Origin of the sequence: Rhodoferax sp. TH121, assembly GCF_002251855.1 — a bacterium.
Lineage (GTDB): Bacteria > Pseudomonadota > Gammaproteobacteria > Burkholderiales > Burkholderiaceae_C > Allorhodoferax.
This window is the reverse complement of sequence record NZ_NOXW01000014.1, coordinates 36,037-51,874: the sequence shown is the minus strand read 5'-3', so window position 1 is coordinate 51,874 and position 15,838 is coordinate 36,037. Positions and strand designations below refer to the sequence as shown.

General features: G+C 61.7%; 13 protein-coding genes. 10 read left to right on the top strand and 3 right to left on the bottom strand.

Translation table 11 applies throughout. The features are described from left to right. Positions 1 to 56 precede the first annotated feature (56 nt). On the top strand, positions 57 to 1,940 hold the full coding sequence (locus tag CHU94_RS01480) for a bifunctional diguanylate cyclase/phosphodiesterase (RefSeq protein WP_094476018.1): 1,884 nt from the start codon (positions 57 to 59) through the stop codon (positions 1,938 to 1,940). Between the two features lie 45 nt (positions 1,941 to 1,985). Here the strand turns inward: CHU94_RS01480 and CHU94_RS01475 are convergent, their stop codons facing one another. Then, on the bottom strand, positions 1,986 to 2,300 hold the full coding sequence (locus tag CHU94_RS01475; RefSeq protein WP_094476016.1) for a PsiF family protein: 315 nt from the start codon (positions 2,298 to 2,300) through the stop codon (positions 1,986 to 1,988). 139 nt (positions 2,301 to 2,439) lie between these two features. Between CHU94_RS01475 and argS the strand changes: the two genes are divergently transcribed. The 9 genes from argS to CHU94_RS01430 all read left to right on the top strand — a co-directional run bounded on the left by argS (position 2,440) and on the right by CHU94_RS01430 (position 11,355). Further along, positions 2,440 to 4,137, top strand: a complete 1,698-nt coding sequence (gene argS, locus CHU94_RS01470) for an arginine--tRNA ligase (protein ID WP_094476014.1) — start codon at positions 2,440 to 2,442, stop codon at positions 4,135 to 4,137. Positions 4,138 to 4,179: 42 nt separating this feature from the next. Then, a complete protein-coding gene (locus tag CHU94_RS01465; RefSeq protein ID WP_094476012.1) occupies positions 4,180 to 4,848 on the top strand; it encodes an SPOR domain-containing protein in 669 nt (222 codons plus the stop codon). 69 nt (positions 4,849 to 4,917) lie between these two features. Next, a complete protein-coding gene (locus tag CHU94_RS01460; protein ID WP_094476010.1) occupies positions 4,918 to 5,571 on the top strand; it encodes a thiol:disulfide interchange protein DsbA/DsbL in 654 nt (217 codons plus the stop codon). A gap of 94 nt (positions 5,572 to 5,665) precedes the next feature. Next, on the top strand, positions 5,666 to 6,598 hold the full coding sequence (locus CHU94_RS01455) for an exopolyphosphatase (RefSeq protein ID WP_094476008.1): 933 nt from the start codon (positions 5,666 to 5,668) through the stop codon (positions 6,596 to 6,598). A 73-nt stretch (positions 6,599 to 6,671) separates the two neighbouring features. Continuing rightward, positions 6,672 to 7,283 carry a lipopolysaccharide transport periplasmic protein LptA gene (lptA, locus tag CHU94_RS01450; RefSeq protein ID WP_094476048.1) on the top strand — a complete coding sequence of 204 codons (612 nt, stop codon included), beginning with the start codon at positions 6,672 to 6,674 and terminating at the stop codon, positions 7,281 to 7,283. After that, the gene (gene lptB / locus CHU94_RS01445) at positions 7,280 to 8,056 is read left to right on the top strand and encodes an LPS export ABC transporter ATP-binding protein (protein ID WP_094476006.1); all 777 of its coding nucleotides are present in this window, start codon (positions 7,280 to 7,282) and stop codon (positions 8,054 to 8,056) included. The genes lptA and lptB overlap by 4 nt, the downstream gene beginning before the upstream one ends. Next, complete coding sequence (gene rpoN / locus CHU94_RS01440) at positions 8,056 to 9,669, top strand: RNA polymerase factor sigma-54 (RefSeq protein ID WP_094476004.1); 1,614 nt, start codon at positions 8,056 to 8,058, stop codon at positions 9,667 to 9,669. Before lptB ends, rpoN begins: the two co-directional genes overlap by 1 nt. Then, positions 9,666 to 10,931: a class I SAM-dependent RNA methyltransferase gene (locus CHU94_RS01435; protein ID WP_094476002.1), complete on the top strand. Its 1,266-nt coding sequence runs from the start codon at positions 9,666 to 9,668 to the stop codon at positions 10,929 to 10,931. The genes rpoN and CHU94_RS01435 overlap by 4 nt, the downstream gene beginning before the upstream one ends. Beyond that, on the top strand, positions 10,924 to 11,355 hold the full coding sequence (locus CHU94_RS01430) for a putative toxin-antitoxin system toxin component, PIN family (protein WP_094476046.1): 432 nt from the start codon (positions 10,924 to 10,926) through the stop codon (positions 11,353 to 11,355). The genes CHU94_RS01435 and CHU94_RS01430 overlap by 8 nt, the downstream gene beginning before the upstream one ends. A gap of 7 nt (positions 11,356 to 11,362) precedes the next feature. On the opposite strand, the gene CHU94_RS01425 is transcribed toward CHU94_RS01430, so the two are convergent. After that, the gene (locus tag CHU94_RS01425; RefSeq protein WP_094476000.1) at positions 11,363 to 14,107 is read right to left on the bottom strand and encodes an ABC transporter substrate binding protein; all 2,745 of its coding nucleotides are present in this window, start codon (positions 14,105 to 14,107) and stop codon (positions 11,363 to 11,365) included. An 86-nt stretch (positions 14,108 to 14,193) separates the two neighbouring features. Continuing rightward, positions 14,194 to 15,774, bottom strand: a complete 1,581-nt coding sequence (locus CHU94_RS01420; protein WP_094475998.1) for a methyl-accepting chemotaxis protein — start codon at positions 15,772 to 15,774, stop codon at positions 14,194 to 14,196. Positions 15,775 to 15,838 lie beyond the last annotated feature (64 nt).

Here is a 15,838-nt window from a genome sequence, read left to right as displayed (position 1 = left end):
GGGGTGCGGGCTTTGCGTTAGCATGAATCTACGCCAACGCTTGGAGCCCCGCATCCATGAACGAGCCCGCCGCACAGGACCCCGATTCCATTGCCCAGCTGCGTGCGCGGCGTTTGCGGCAAATCTCGGGCTTGGTGTTCGCCGGCCTGCTGGTGGCCACGACCGGCTATGTCATTGACCGCAACTGGGCCATCGTATGGCTCTTGTTGCCCGGTATGGGGCTCATGCTGGTGTGCCTGTGGCTCAGTCACCGGGGGCGTGTTGACATCGCCAACCTGCTGTTCCTGTTTTCACTGACTGCCGTGGTGTGTGCGCTGACCTGGGTCAGCGAAGGTATCAAGGACGTGGCGCTTTTGTCTTTTCCGGCCCTGCTCATCATGGCCGGTTTGCTGGTGACCACACGCGCCTTTTTTCTGCTGCTGGGGTGCATGGTCGTGTACCTCATGTTCCTGAGTCTGGCCACCGAAGTGCTGCACTGGCGCAGCACCGGTTACATCAGCCCGCCGAACGAGCAGCTGCGCGATGTGCTGACGATTCTGGTGGTCAGCGGCCTGGCCATCTGGCTGATATTGAACGATCTGCAAAAAGCGCTGGCCAGCCTCCAGCTGCAAATTGCACGCTACCGCGAGTCGCAGGCGCAGCTGACTTACCTGTCCCAGCACGATGGATTGACCGGCCTGCCCAATCGGGGCCTGGGGCGCGAGCGCCTAGAGCGTGCAATTGCGCTGGCGCGTCGCCAACATCTGCGGGTGGCCCTGCTGTTTGTGGACCTGGACAACTTCAAGGTCATCAACGATTCGCTGGGCCATGCAGCCGGGGACGACTATCTCAAGCAAGTGGCACAGCGCCTGAACCACGCCCTGCGCCGGGCCGACATCGTGGCCCGCCATGGCGGGGATGAGTTTGTCATTGGCCTGTGTGATGTGGGCAGTGCGGACGACGCGGCGGTGGTGGCCAGGGAGGTATTGCAGTGTATGGAGATGCCGTTCACGCTCAAGGATACCGAGGTGTCGACCTCGTGTTCGATTGGCATTGCGCTTTTCCCTGACGACGGGGAAGACTACGAAACCTTGATGCGCCACGCCGATGTGGCCATGTACCGTGCCAAGGAGTCCGGCCGCAATGCCCTGCGTTTTTTTGACAGCGCTATGCAAGCGGACCTGCAGCAGAACCTGCAGTTGGTGGCGAGCTTGCGTTTGGCCTTGGCGCGTCAGGAGTTGGTGCTGCACTACCAGCCGGTGTTTGACCTTGCCACAGGGATACTGGTGGGAGCCGAGGCCCTGGTCCGCTGGCAACACCCTGAGCAGGGGCTGTTGATGCCGGGCCATTTCATCGGTGCAGCCGAAAAGTCCGGCGTGGTGGTGGAAATGGGGGAGTGGGTGCTGCTGCAAGCGTGCCAGCAAGCGGCCCAGTGGCAGAGGACTGGGGCGCCGCTGGTGCTGGCAGTCAATCTGTCTCCGGTGCAGTTTCGGCGGGGCAATGTGGAGCAGGTGGTGGAGGATGCCTTGCGCCGCTCGGGATTGCCTGGCAGCTGCCTGGAGCTGGAGATCACCGAGTCCACCCTGATTGAAGACACTGAGCGTTTTGTCGTGTCGCTGCAGCGCATCAAGGCTTTGGGCGTGTCGATCGCCATCGACGATTTTGGGACCGGATATTCCAATCTGGGCTACTTGCAGCGTTTTGCCGTGCACAAGCTGAAGATCGACCAGTCGTTTGTGAAAGGCATGCTGGACAGCGAGACCCAGCAGGCGATGGTGGCCGCCATCGTGCAAATGGCCAAAGGCCTGCGCCTAGTGTCCCATGCCGAAGGCATTGAAGAAGAGCGCATTCGCGATGCGCTGCGAGCGATGGGTTGTCAGCAGGGGCAGGGCTACTGGTTTGCCCGGCCCGAACCGGCCGAGGCCTTCGGGCGGCGCCTGCTCCTCTCTGAAGCGGCATAAAAAAGGCCCGCACATGGCGGGCCGGGGCAGAGGGGGCTGCTGCCCTTATTTGGCGCTCAGGCACTCGCTCATGAACTTCTTGCGCTCGTCACCCTTGAGGTCCTTGGTTTTTGCATCGGCATTGCAGGTCTTCATCTTGCTTTGCTGGCTAGTGCCTGCGTCTGCTGCAGCGGGTTTGGCACTCAGGCACTCGCTCATGAACTTCTTGCGCTCGTCGCCCTTGAGGTCCTTGGTTTTTGCATCGGCGTTGCAGGTTTTCATCTTGTTCTGCTGGGCGGTCGGGGCTTTTTCGTCTGCGGCATGTGCGCCGCCCACTGCCAAAGCCAGACCCAGGGCCACGAGGGAGATCAGTTGTTTCATCAGTCGTCCAATCAAAAAGTGGCAGCAGGGCCGCCGTTGCAGAAAAAACCCCAGTGGTTTGCAGCATATAACGAAAAGATGTCTGTACCGTTGACGGTCGGGCCCCCGGGCTTTCCCGGGGGCCCCGTAAAATCGGACGATGCTCACCGTCAAACATGATCTCCTGCAGGCGCTGGCCGCCTGCTTGGAAAAACTCTCCCCCGGCTCAGGCGCCAAGGCTGCCTTTGAATCCCCCAAGGTGGCTGCCCATGGCGACTTTGCCACCACGGCCGCCATGCAGCTGGCCAAGCCTCTGAAGATGAACCCGCGCCAGCTGGCCGAGACCCTGCGTACCGAGCTGTTGGCCACCCAGGTCTACGCCCAGTGGGTGCAGGACATCGAGATCGCCGGCCCCGGCTTCATCAACATCCGCCTCAGGCCCGCTGCCAAGCAGGAAGTGTTGCGCGAGGTGCTGGGCCAGGGCGCGCAGTTCGGTTTTCAGCCGTCCAATGGCCAGCGCATGCTGGTGGAGTTTGTATCCGCCAACCCTACAGGCCCGCTGCACGTGGGCCATGGTCGCCAGGCCGCGCTGGGTGATGCGATCTGCAACCTGTTCAGCACCCAGGGTTGGAAAGTGCACCGCGAGTTCTATTACAACGACGCCGGTGTGCAGATTGAGACGCTGACCAAGAGTACGCAGTTGCGTGCCAAGGGCTTCAAACCTGGCGATGAGTGCTGGCCCACTGACAGCGAGAACCCGCTGGCCAAGAATTTCTACAACGGCGACTACATCGCTGACATCGCCGAGGCCTTCAAAGCCAAGGCCACCGTCAAGGCCGATGACCGCGAGTTCACCGCCAATGGCGATGTGGACGACTACGACAACATCCGCCAGTTTGCGGTGGCCTACCTGCGCAATGAGCAGGACAAGGACCTGCAGGCTTTCAACCTCCAGTTCGATGAGTACTACTTGGAGTCCAGCCTGTACACCAGCGGCCGTGTCGAGGCTGCAGTGGGCAAGCTTGTGGCCAATGGCAAGACCTACGAGCAGGATGGAGCGCTCTGGCTCAAAAGCACGGACTACGGCGACGACAAGGACCGGGTTATGCGCAAGAAGGACGGTACCTATACCTACTTTGTGCCTGATGTGGCCTACCACATCGCCAAGTGGGAGCGAGGCTACACCAAGGTCGTGAACATCCAGGGCACGGACCACCACGGCACTATCGCCCGCGTGCGCGCCGGCCTGCAGGCGGCCGATGTGGGCATCCCGCAGGGCTACCCCGACTACGTGCTGCACACCATGGTGCGCGTGGTCAAGGGCGGCGAAGAGGTCAAGATCAGCAAGCGCGCCGGCAGCTATGTGACGCTGCGCGACCTGATTGAGTGGACCAGCAAGGACGCGGTGCGGTTCTTCTTGCTCAGCCGTAAGCCCGACACCGAGTACACCTTCGACGTGGACCTGGCGGTGCAGAAGAACAACGATAACCCGGTCTACTACGTGCAGTATGCACACGCACGCATCTGCTCGGTGCTGGCCAGCTGGGGCGGAGATGTGGCCAGCCTCCAGGGGGTGGACCTGAGGGCGCTGGACAGCATGCAGGCGCAGGCCCTGATGCTGCTACTCGCCAAGTACCCCGAGATGCTGGCAGCTGCCGCAGAGGGCGAGGCCCCGCACGATGTGACTTTCTACCTGCGCGAACTGGCTGCTAGCTACCACAGCTACTACGATGCCGAACGCATCTTGGTGGACGACGAAGCCGTGAAGCTGGCGCGCTTGGCGCTCGTAGCCGCAACCGCACGCGTGTTGCACAATGGTCTGGCGGTGCTGGGTGTCAGTGCGCCGCAGAAAATGTAAGCGGCCCGACCGGGTCAACAGAGTCAACCGAGAGAGAGACGCATGAAGTACGAGCGTGGCGGGACCGTCGTGGGTTTCATTGTGGGCGTGGTAGTCGGCCTTGGCGCTGCCCTGGCGGTGGCGGTCTACGTCACCAAGGTGCCTGTGCCATTTATGAACAAGAGCCAGAGCCGCAGCGCCGACCAGGATGCCGCCGAGGCCCAGAAGAACAAGAACTGGGACCCCAACGCCATGCTCTATGGCAAGAACCCCGCGCCTGCGGTGCCTCCGGCTACCGTGCCGGCGTCCGCTGCCTCGGCCGCCAAGGCCAAAACTGAGGCGAAAGCAGACCCTAAAGCCGAGGCCAAAGCTGAAAGCAAGGTGGACCCCAAGGCCGCCAAAGCCGACGCCAAGGGGGAAGTCAAACCTGCTGTATCTGCCGATCCCTTGGGTGACTTGGCCAAGGCCAAGACGGCACCCCCTGCAGAGGCTGATGCCTTTGTCTACTTTGTGCAGGTGGGTGCTTTCCAGAAGGCTGAGGATGCCGAGAGCCACCGCGCCAAGTTGTCGCTGAGCGGCATCGAAACCAAGATTTCGGAGCGTGAGCAGTCGGGCCGTCCGGTGTTCCGGGTGCGTGTGGGCCCGTTTGAAAAGAAGGACGAGGCCGACAAGGCCAAGGACAAGCTGGACAAGGCTGGCATGGACACCGCTTTGGTTCGAGTGCAGCGCTAAGCGCAGCACGCACAGGAACTTTCCCGGTGGGCGCCCGTCCCACCAGATTCTTTACCTAATGAGACGGACATGAAACGACGCGAATTTACGCAATTGACCAGTGGTGCCGCCGTAGCTTCTTCTGTGATGTGGGGCAGCGTGGCGCAAGCGCAAGCCTTCAAGCCCAAGGCCGGTACCGACTACCTGCCCCTGGATCCCCGTGCCCCCGTAGAGGCAGGCGCTGGCAAGATCGAGGTGGTGGAGTTCTTTTGGTACAACTGCCCGCACTGCAATGCGTTTGAGCCTACGCTGCAAGCGTGGATTGGCAAGTTGCCCAAGGACGTCGTGTTGCGCCGCGTGCCTGTTGCCTTTCAGGATAGTTTTGCGCCCCAGCAACGTCTGTACTACACACTCGAAGCCATGGGGCTGGTCGAGAAGTTGCACGCCAAGGTGTTTGCGGCCATCCATGTGGAGAAAAAGAACCTTGCCAGTGGCGAGGCGATTCTGGAGTGGGTGGGCCAGCAGGGCGTGGACAAGGCCAAGTTTGTGCAGCAGTACAACTCCTTCACCGTGGTCACCAAGGTCACCAAAGCCACCCAGCTGCAAAACGCCTACAAGGTCGAAGGCGTACCAGCTTTGGGCGTGGCAGGCCGTTTCTATACCGATGGCTCCATGGCTGGCAATATGCAGCGTGCGCTGCAGGTGGTGGATGCCTTGGTGACGGAAGTGCGCGCGGGCCGCTGAGCGAACTTTTTTTGCGCCGGGGACAGGCCTCGCTGGCAAAGTGCGGGGCTAGAATGGTTTGGGCCCTGTTCCAAACTTTGTGGAGACTGTTTCCATGGCGCACCTGAAATACCGGCTTGTTACCCGCAGCGATTTCGATGGACTGGTGTGTGCAGTCCTGCTTAACGAGCTGGACCTGATCGACGACATCAAGTTCGTCCACCCCAAGGACATGCAGGATGGCAAGGTGGAGGTGTCCGACCGCGATATCACCACCAACCTGCCGTACGTACCCGGTGTGCACTTGGCCTTTGACCACCATGAGTCTGAGACCGTGCGCAATACGGGTGAGCGCCCCAACCACATCATCCTGCCCGATGCCGATTCGGCTGCGCGCGTGGTGTTTGACCACTACGGCGGCGCCAGCCGCTTCCCAGCCCGCTTCCACGACATGATGGAAGCCGTGGACAAGGGTGATTCCGCCCGGTTCAGCCACGACGAGATCATGAACCCTACGGGCTGGGTGTTGCTCAACTACCTGATGGACTCACGCACTGGCCTGGGCCGTTTCCGCGAGTTCCGCGTCAGCAACTACCAGTTGATGATGGATCTCATCCAGTACTGTCGCAACCACGGCATTGATGAGATCCTGCAACTGCCCGACGTGGTGGAGCGCGTGGAGCTCTACTTTGACCACGCCGCCAAGGCCAAGGAGCAGCTGCTGCGCTGCTCTACCGTTCACGGCAAGCTGCTGGTGCTGGATTTGCGCAACGAGGACACCATCTTTGCGGTGAACCGTTTCATGGTCTATGCCCTGTTTCCGCAGACCAATATTTCTATCCACGTGCTTTGGGGCCTGCAAAAGCAGAACACGGTATTTGCCACCGGAAAATCCATCACCAATCGCTCGTCCAAAACGAATATTGGCGAACTGATGCTGCAGTACGGTGGCGGTGGCCATGCCAATGCGGGCACCTGCCAGGTGGAGAACGACCGCGCGGCGGAAGTGCTGCAGGCCTTGATAAGCAAAATTAACGCCGACGGCTGAGTCCGCCAAGGCACGAAGCGTGCCAGCGCTCGGTACAATGGCCGAAGTGCTATTCAGCAAGTTTCGTGCCTTTATGAAAAATACCCTTCTGTCGTTGTCCTTGGGCCTGGTGTTGTCCAGCCTGGCGGGGCACGTTTGGGCCGAAAAGGCCGACCGCAACAAGCCCATGAATGTGGAAGCGGATGCCTTGCGATACGACGACCTCAAGCAAGTCAGTATCTTTACAGGCAACGTGGTGTTGACCAAAGGCAGCATCATCATCCGTGGCGCCCAGCTGGAAGTGCGGCAGGACCCTGATGGTTACCAGTTTGGTGTGGTCACCGGCTCGGCTAGCACGCCCGCTTTTTTCCGCCAGAAGCGCGACGGCATTGATGAGTTCATCGAAGGGGACGGGGAAACCATCGAGTACGACGGCCGTGCGGACACCGTGCGCTTCATCAAGAAAGCCCAGCTGCGCCGTCTGCGTGGGGCCACCCTGGCCGATGAGGTGACGGGTGCCGTCATCCTCTACGAAAACCTCAGCGATAAATTCACCGTGGACGGCGCGCCCAAGAGCGCGACGGCTCCCGCCGGCCGCGTGCGCGCCATGCTGACGCCCAAGCCCGACACGGCGGCACCCACTGCCGCGCCGCAGCCCGGCCCGGCCCTGCGCACCACGCCGCAACTTGAGAAGCCTGCCCAGTGAGCGATACCTCCCAAGAAGCCCCGGACACCAGCACCGGGCGGCTGGAAGCCCGGCATTTGCAAAAGTCCTATGGCAAGCGCCAGGTGGTCAAGGACGTGTCTCTGGCCGTGCGCACCGGCGAAGTGGTGGGTCTGTTGGGCCCCAACGGCGCGGGCAAGACCACCTCGTTCTACATGATTGTGGGTCTGTTGCGCGCCAGCGCGGGTGACATCACCATCGACGGCCAGTCCATCGAACACATGCCCATCCACCGCCGCGCGCGTCTGGGGCTGGGCTATTTGCCGCAAGAAGCGTCCATCTTCCGCAAGCTGAATGTGGAAGACAACGTGCGTGCCGTGCTGGAGCTGCAGCGCGACGAGGCGGGCAACCCGCTCACGTCCGTCGAGATTGAAAAACGCCTGACCGCACTGCTACAGGATTTGCGCGTGGAGCATCTGCGCGAATCGCCTTCGCTGGCCCTGTCGGGCGGCGAGCGCCGCCGGGTGGAGATTGCTCGCGCCTTGGCCACGCGGCCTCGCTTCATCCTGCTGGATGAGCCCTTTGCAGGTATTGACCCGATTGCGGTGATCGAGATCCAGCGCATCATCAACTTCCTCAAGGGCCGTGGCATCGGGGTGCTCATCACCGACCACAACGTGCGCGAAACTTTGGGTATCTGCGACCACGCCTACATCATCAGCGACGGCCATGTGCTGGCGCAGGGCACTCCCTCCGAGATTGTGAACAACGCCGATGTACGGCGCGTCTACCTCGGCGAACACTTCAAGATGTAATGAAGCAAGGGCTGTCATTACGTGTCTCGCAGCATCTGGCGCTCACGCCCCAGTTGCAGCAGTCCATCCGCTTGCTGCAACTCTCCACGCTGGAGCTGAGCCAGGAGGTGGAGCAGATGCTGGACGAAAACCCGTTTCTGGAGCTGACCGAGGATCGGGCTGAGCGCGAGGACTTTGGCCTCAATGCATCGGATGCCCCGGTGAGCGAGGGCGACCGCCTGTCCGAAAGCAGCGAGATTGATTATGCTACTAATTCAGTAGCTGATTACGCTGTATCTACGGTGGCTAGCGGCACGAATGAAGATGAGTCCACGCCGCTAAGCAGCAATGACGAGCCCAGCTGGGAGGGTGACGGCACCACCGAAATGGCGCCTGACGACGGCGAGTGGGGCGTGGACGCCAAAGCCAAGGCCAACAACCTGGACGGCGACGACGAGAAAGATGCCACCGAGCTGGCGCGTTCCGGGGAGTCGCTGCAATCGTTTCTGCATCGCCAAGCCTTGGGCCTGCGTGCCAACGCCACCGATGCGGCGGCACTGCGGTTTCTCATTGAGTCGCTCAATGATGACGGTTATGTGGAAGACCCGCTGGAAGACCTGGCGCGCAGCCTGAACCCCTCCGATGAGGAGCAGTTGCAAGACTTGGTGCACCACTTCACTGTGGCGCTGGGCTTGCTGCAAAGCTTGGAGCCTGTGGGGGTGGGCGCGCGCGACCTGGGCGAATGCCTGCGCCTCCAACTGAGCCACTTGCTGATCCTGGCCGATGAAAATGGCGAGGACGACAAGGTGGAGGTGCTGCAGGTGGCCCTGGGCATTTGCCGCCAGCCCATGGACCTGCTGGCGCGCCGCGACATCAAACGTCTGGTGCAAATGGGCGTGGGGAGCGATGCGCTGGTACGTGAAGCCATTGCACTCATCGCGCGGCTGGAGCCCAAGCCGGGCCGCCGCTTTGTGGACGTGGAACGCAACATCATCGTGCCCGACGTGCTGGTGGTGTCCATCGGCAAGGCCGGTGGCATTCCGAAGTTCCGCGTGCAGCTCAATCCCGATGTGATGCCCCGCCTCAAGGTGCACGACATCTACGCCAACGTGCTGCGTAACCACCGGGGTGGCAAGGATGGTGCGGGCCATGCCGCCCTGCAGCAGCGCCTGCAGGAGGCACGCTGGTTCATCAAGAACATCCAGCAGCGCTTTGACACCATCCTGCGTGTGAGCACCGCCATCGTGGAGCGTCAGAAGAACTTCTTTACCCACGGCGAGCTGGCTATGCGCCCGCTGGTGCTGCGCGAGATTGCCGACGAGTTGGGACTGCATGAATCCACCATCAGCCGGGTGACCACGGCCAAGTACATGGCCACGCCATTTGGCACCTTCGAGCTCAAGTACTTCTTTGGATCCGGCCTGGGTACCGAGAGCGGGGGCAATGCCTCCAGCACTGCGGTACGCGCGCTCATCAAGCAGTTCATTGCCTCCGAGAGCGCCAAGAAGCCCTTGAGCGACAACCAGATCTCTGACATGCTCAAAGAGCAGGGCATTGAGTGCGCCCGCCGCACCGTGGCCAAATACCGCGAGGGCCTGAAGATTGCCCCCGCGTCCCTTCGCAAAGCGCTATGAACCAACTGACCCTTTTTCTCCCCTGCGCCGCTGGCGTGGAGGAGTACCTGGCGCCGGAGATTTTGCAGATCACCGGCCTGCCCCCCGGCTGCGTGACCAAGCAGCGCGGCGGTGTGGCGGTGCGCACCTCGTTCGCACACGCCATGCTGCTCAACCTCTATAGCCGCCTCGCTCAGCGTGTGCTGGTGTTGGTGTCGTACACCGAATACCGCAGTGAGCAGGACCTATACCGTGCCGCCATGCAGGTGCCGTGGGAGCAATGGTTTACGCCCCGCGAGAGTATCAAAATCGAAGTAACGGCACAGCACAGCCCACTAACCTCGCTGAACTTTGCCGCGCTGAAGGTGAAGGATGCCGTGTGTGACCGCTTCCGCGAAGTGGCCAACGGTGTGCGCCCCGACGTGAATACGCAATGGCCCGATGTGCGCATTTATGCCCACCTGACCACCGACGCCTGCTCGCTCTACATCGACACCTCGGGTGAGCCGCTGTTCAAGCGTGGCTGGCGCGAGGACAAGGGCGATGCGCCGCTGAAAGAGACCCTGGCTGCTGCCATGATTGCGGCCAGCGGCTGGGCCTCGGGCGATGACGACCTGATGCCGCTGTACGACCCCTGCTGCGGCAGCGGGACGGTCGCCATCGAGGCAGCGCAGATTGCCTGCAACATCGCGGCTGGTTCGCTGCGCCGCTTTGCGTTTGAGAAATACCGCCCCTTTCGTGGCCAGGAATGGGCGGACATGAAGGCCGAGGCCGCGGCCAACGTGGTCAAGCCCGAGCCAGGCCAGACAGCGTTGATCTACGGCAGCGATGTGTCCCACCGCATGGTGGACTTTGCGCAGCGCAATGCACAGCGCGCGGGTGTGGCCGACGTGATCGAGTTCCGCGGCGGAGACGCGCTGCAGCGCATGCCACCGATCGAAGGCGGCGGCCTGATGGTGCTCAACCCGCCCTATGGCGAGCGTATTGGCATAGGTGGTGTGGCCGGTGAAGGCGAGGGCGCCCGTTTCGGGGCACGCGATGTGGTACAGACCGACGAGGGCGTGGACTTCTTCAACCAGTTGGCCAGCCACTGGAAGAAGAATTACAGCGGTTGGACCGCTTGGGTGCTGACGCCCGACCTGAAGTTGCCCAGCAAGATGCGCCTGAAAGAGTCGCGCCGCGTGCCCATGTGGAACGGCCCACTGGAGTGTCGCCTGTTCAAGTTTGACATGGTCAAGGGCCGCCTGGCCAAGGGTGCTGCAGCGCAAGAGCCCAATGACTGAGGCGGCGGTCGATGGGGTGAGCCAGATCATTCTGGACACCAACATCGTGCTGGACCTGCTGGTCTTCAACGATGCCGCAACCGCCCCGCTGCGCGAAGCCCTGCACACCGGCCGCTTGCAATGGGTAGCCACGGCCCCCATGCGCGATGAGCTGGAGCGCGTGCTGGCCTACCCGCAGATCGCCAAGCGCCTGGCTTTCTACGCGTTGACCGCGGAGCAGGTGCTGGCCGCGCGCGATGCCCATGTGCTGGCCGTGGACGTGCCGCCCAAGGCCAGCGTGACCTGCAAGGACGCGGACGATCAGAAGTTCATTGACCTCGCCGTGGCGCGGCGTTGCACTGTGCTGAGCAAGGATCAGGCCGTGCTTTGTATGGCAAAACGACTTCTAGCCCTTGGCGCATCTGCGCAAGCTGCTATCGAGTAGATAGCAATCAATGCAGAGGCGCAGGGGCGCTGTGCGCGGGCGCGTCGGCTGGCAGGCGCAACACAAAGCGCGTACCTTCACCCACATTGCTATGCACCGTGATGCTGCCTCCCAGCACATTGCTGACCAGGTTGTAGACGATGTAGAGCCCCAGTCCGCTGCCCCCGCGTCCGAGCTTGGTGGTGTAAAACGGCTCAAAGATATGTTGCAGGTTGCCGGGCGCGATGCCGCAGCCGTTGTCGGCGTATTCCAGTACCACTTCGTTGCCCTCCAGGCTGGCTTGCAGGTGGATCTGGCCTTGTGCCGTGCCCTCAAACCCGTGGTTCAGGCTGTTAGTCAGGAAGTTGGTCAGGGCTTGCTCCAGCGGGCCGGGGTAGCTGTCCATCTCCAGATCGGAGGGGATGGCCAGTGACACCTGGTGTTTGGCATTCTTGAACAGGGGGCGTGTGGTGGTGAGCATCTCATTCACCACATCGAGCAGCGCAAAACGGCGTCTGCGTGTGCTGCTTTGGTCGACCGCGACTTCCTTGAAGTCGTTGATCAATTTGGCGGCTTTGGTGGCATTGCGTTCTATCAGCACGCTGGCCTCTTGCAGGCGGGTGGTTGTTTTCTCAACGTCGGAGCGGCGGGCGCTTCCGGAGAGCAGTTTCTGGCTAAAGTCTGCCACTTCATCGGTCAGGGTCGTGGCTACGGACATCACATTGCCAATCGGGGTGTTGAGCTCGTGCGCCACCCCAGCCACCAGGCTGCCCAAAGCGGCCAGCTTTTCGGATTGCACCAACTGCCCCATGGCGAGCTTGAGCTCGGCATTGCGCGTCTGCACGCGGGCTTCCAGATCGCGGTTGAGTTCTTCCAGTGTGGTTTGGGTCCGTTTGAGGCGGGTGACATCGATGAGCGTCTGGATGGCCCCGGTGATCCGACCTTGTGCATCGCGCAGGGGGGCCGCGCAGTAGCGGATCCACATGCCACGCCCGCGTTCCATGTCGCCAAAATAGTCTTGCCCTTCCAAGGCTCCGGGGATGATGGGACTTTCGCGCAGTTTTTGCCCGTAATAGCGTTCCAAGTCGGCTGGGTGCGCGCCATCCACCAACACATCCAGCAGGCAGGGCCGGGGGCTGGGGTAAATGCCGCGCCAGGTATCGGTGGTACCCACCACGGTACTGGCATCAATGCCGGTCAAGCGCGTCATGTGGGCGTTCCAGAAGGTAATCTGGTGCTGAGCGTCGATGGCGAACACCGCCACTGGCAAGTTTTGGTAGACCTGCTGCAATCTGTGCTCAAACTCCTTGGCCATCACCTCGGCCTGCTTGCGGTCGGTAATGTCCCGCACGGTGGATACCGTGCGTTGGCCCTGCGCCATCTCGAAGCGCGTCATTGAGATCTCTGACCAGAACACCGTCCCGTCTTTGCGCCGCGATCGCCACTCGAAAAACTGAGCCCCCTCACGTCGTGTCTTCTCAATCCATTCCTGCGCTTCGGTGGGGCCATACCCAGGCTCTTGTGCGCTAAGGTCACCGGGGCGTAAATCGGCCACCTCGTGGCCCTGGTAGCCAAACAGCTGCCCAAAGCGTGGGTTGATTTGCACGATTTTGCCGGTGTCTGCATCGCGCACCATGATGGCGTCGGGGCTGTGGTCAAACAAAGCTTGGTAGTTGCGCGCGCTCAGGCGCTGTGCCGCCTCGGCCGCGTGGCGCACGCGGATGCCGTGCAGCAGCAGGCCGATGATCACCAGCAAACTGCCAAACAACACGCTGAGCCAAGGCATGTGGGGCCGCAGGGACTCCATGGTGTCCTTGGGGCGCTGTAGCACGGTGGCAGTCGCAGGCAAACGGTCCAGGTCGACGTCCCAGCGTTGCATCTGGGGATAGTCAAACGTGGCATGGGAGCTGCCATCCACAAAGGGCAAGGGAGTCGGGGCCTTGCCGTCCAGTACCTGTACTGCCAGTCGGCCCACGGTTTGCCCCTGATCCATCCCGGATACAAGAAAGCCGCCCAGAACGCCGGGGCGCATGGCCACGTCGCGGGTAACGGCAACGGGCGCTTTGGCGGCAGCTGTCCATAGGTCGGTGGCTTCTTCGTGGGTGAGCACGCGGCCCTCTGCATCGCGGTTGAACGGAAGTGCAAACACCAGGTCTTTGGCGCTGAGCTGGCCCAGGCGCTGCTGCATAGCGGCCACGGACAGATTGGTGAGGTATTCGACGGTGGCACCCGCTTGGGCAGCCATGCGGCTGTGCAAGGTCTCCACCTGCGCGAGGCTGGTGCGACTTTGGTCGTGGATAACGACGATCCGCTGGGTTTGCGGGCGCATGTGCAGCATCTGCTGCAGGCTTTCCCCCACATCCAGGTCGTCGAACACCCCCCCCACGGCGGGTACTTGTTGCAGAGCAGCGCGTCGGCTGCTGGACACACCGGAAAACAGGACTGGCGTACCCTTGAAATGTTTCTCGCGCAGGAGCAATGCGAAGTCCAGCGCATCGTCATCCGCGGCGATCAGCACGGCAGGCGGCTTTGTACCGTACTTGGCCAGCAACAGCGCCTCGGTCAGCTGGTAATAGTGTGCATTGGGAACGACCCGTTTGGTGTCCAAAAAGTCGAGGTCTATCTCAATAGGCGGGTCGCGGGCCAAGAGTTGCTCACGTACCCCGGCAATCTGCGCGTCGCTCCACGCCATGCCGGCGTGGTAGGACGCAATCATTTGCACCCGTCCCAACTCTAGCGCCTGGGTCGGCGCCATCGCCCACCACAGCATCATCGCGCAGACCCACCTCCACCAGGCTGCGCCGTGGGGGCGTGCAGCTTGGGTGTTTCGCTGCTGGGGGGCCTTAGGCAAAATGGCCTTCAGGCGGAGAGGGCCAGCGAGTGGCTGTTGGCCGCGTGTTCGGGCGACAGTTTGAATACCGCCATGACCTCCACCAAGTCGTGGGCCTGGGTGCGCAGGCTGCTGGCGGCAGCAGCCATTTCTTCCACCAAGGCTGCGTTTTGTTGGGTCGCCTGGTCCATCTGGTCGACCGCTTGGCCCACCTGGGTGACGCCGGACGCCTGCTCGCTACTGGCGGCACTGATTTCGCCCACGATGTCAGCGACCCTGCGAATGGCACCCACCACTTCGGCCATGGTGCTGCCGGCTTGATCGACCAGGGCAGTGCCTTGCTCGACACGACTGACGCTGTCGTTGATCAGGGTTTTGATTTCCTTGGCGGCTTCGGCACTGCGTCCGGCCAGGCTGCGCACTTCGCTGGCCACCACGGCAAAGCCACGGCCCTGTTCGCCTGCTCGGGCGGCCTCCACGGCGGCGTTCAGCGCCAGGATGTTGGTCTGGAAGGCGATGCCATCAATCACACTGATGATGTCGGCAATCTTGCGGGAGGCTTCGTTGATGCCCTTCATGGTCTCCACGACCTCGCCCACCACCTCACCACCCCGCATGGCGACGGTGGATGCCGTCATGGCCAACTGGTTGGCCTGGGATGCGCTGTCAGCGTTTTGCCGCACTGTGGAGCTCAGCTCGGTCATGGAGGCCGCGGTCTCCTGCAAGGCACTGGCCTGCTGCTCGGTGCGGGCCGAGAGGTCGTTATTGCCTTGTGCAATCTCTGCGCTAGCGGTGGAAACTCCTTCGGCACTGCTGCGCACCCCACCCACCATGCGTGCCAAGTTGTCGCGCATATTGCGCAGTGCCTGCATCATGTCAGCTGCTTCGTCCCGGCCATGGGGTTGAATATGGATGCTCAAATCCCCTTGGCTGATAGCCTGGGCTGAATCCACCGCCTGCCGAATCGGGTGGATGATGGACCGCGTTGACAACACGGCGAACAGCAAGCCGACGGCGACCGAAATAGCCGCACCGATTCCCAGAATCCACTGTCCGCTGACCGCAACGGATTCGGTTTTGACCACACCAGCCTTGAGCTGGTCATCCATGTGTTCAATAAGCACATCCAGTGACTTGAGGTAGGCGTTGGCCAAAGGTAGCAAGGTGGCGTCGACTGCCGCACTCACGTCTTCCCCGGCCAGCTTCTTCTTGAGCAGGTCCGCGCGCGGGCCACGGTAAGCCTCGCGTGTTTTCCCAATGTCGGTGAACAAAGCCTTGCCCTTGTCATCGTTGATCATCGGCTCCAGTTGCTTTTGCAAATCGCTGATGACTTTGGAGGTCCCGTCCATCTCCTTTTGCAGAAGGCCGACGCGTTCAGGGGTATCTGCATGCAGGGCCGCCGCGGTGCGTACCCAATTGATGCGGATGTTCTCTACCCACTTCTGGGTGAGCGACGCACGCTCCACCTCTTCGTAGGCCAGTTTACGGGCCTCGTCCTTGAGTGAGCCCAAACGCCACATGCCCGTCAGGGCCATCAAAGCAGTAATTAACAAGACGACTCCAAACGCCAATCCGAGTCGGGCGCCAATGCGAAGGTTGCTTCCAATCATGTGGTGTCTCCGTCAAGTTGTATACAAGCCACTTTACTCCGAAGTGCCCAAAAGCAAAAGCGGA

Coding starts and splice junctions, on each gene's coding strand:
- CHU94_RS01480 (WP_094476018.1), top strand. CDS start 57: ATGAACGAGCCCGCCGCACAGGACCCCGATTCCATTGCCCAGCTGCGT.
- CHU94_RS01475 (WP_094476016.1), bottom strand. CDS start 2,300: ATGAAACAACTGATCTCCCTCGTGGCCCTGGGTCTGGCTTTGGCAGTG.
- argS (WP_094476014.1), top strand. CDS start 2,440: ATGCTCACCGTCAAACATGATCTCCTGCAGGCGCTGGCCGCCTGCTTG.
- CHU94_RS01465 (WP_094476012.1), top strand. CDS start 4,180: ATGAAGTACGAGCGTGGCGGGACCGTCGTGGGTTTCATTGTGGGCGTG.
- CHU94_RS01460 (WP_094476010.1), top strand. CDS start 4,918: ATGAAACGACGCGAATTTACGCAATTGACCAGTGGTGCCGCCGTAGCT.
- CHU94_RS01455 (WP_094476008.1), top strand. CDS start 5,666: ATGGCGCACCTGAAATACCGGCTTGTTACCCGCAGCGATTTCGATGGA.
- lptA (WP_094476048.1), top strand. CDS start 6,672: ATGAAAAATACCCTTCTGTCGTTGTCCTTGGGCCTGGTGTTGTCCAGC.
- rpoN (WP_094476004.1), top strand. CDS start 8,056: ATGAAGCAAGGGCTGTCATTACGTGTCTCGCAGCATCTGGCGCTCACG.
- CHU94_RS01435 (WP_094476002.1), top strand. CDS start 9,666: ATGAACCAACTGACCCTTTTTCTCCCCTGCGCCGCTGGCGTGGAGGAG.
- CHU94_RS01430 (WP_094476046.1), top strand. CDS start 10,924: ATGACTGAGGCGGCGGTCGATGGGGTGAGCCAGATCATTCTGGACACC.
- CHU94_RS01425 (WP_094476000.1), bottom strand. CDS start 14,107: ATGATGCTGTGGTGGGCGATGGCGCCGACCCAGGCGCTAGAGTTGGGA.
- CHU94_RS01420 (WP_094475998.1), bottom strand. CDS start 15,774: ATGATTGGAAGCAACCTTCGCATTGGCGCCCGACTCGGATTGGCGTTT.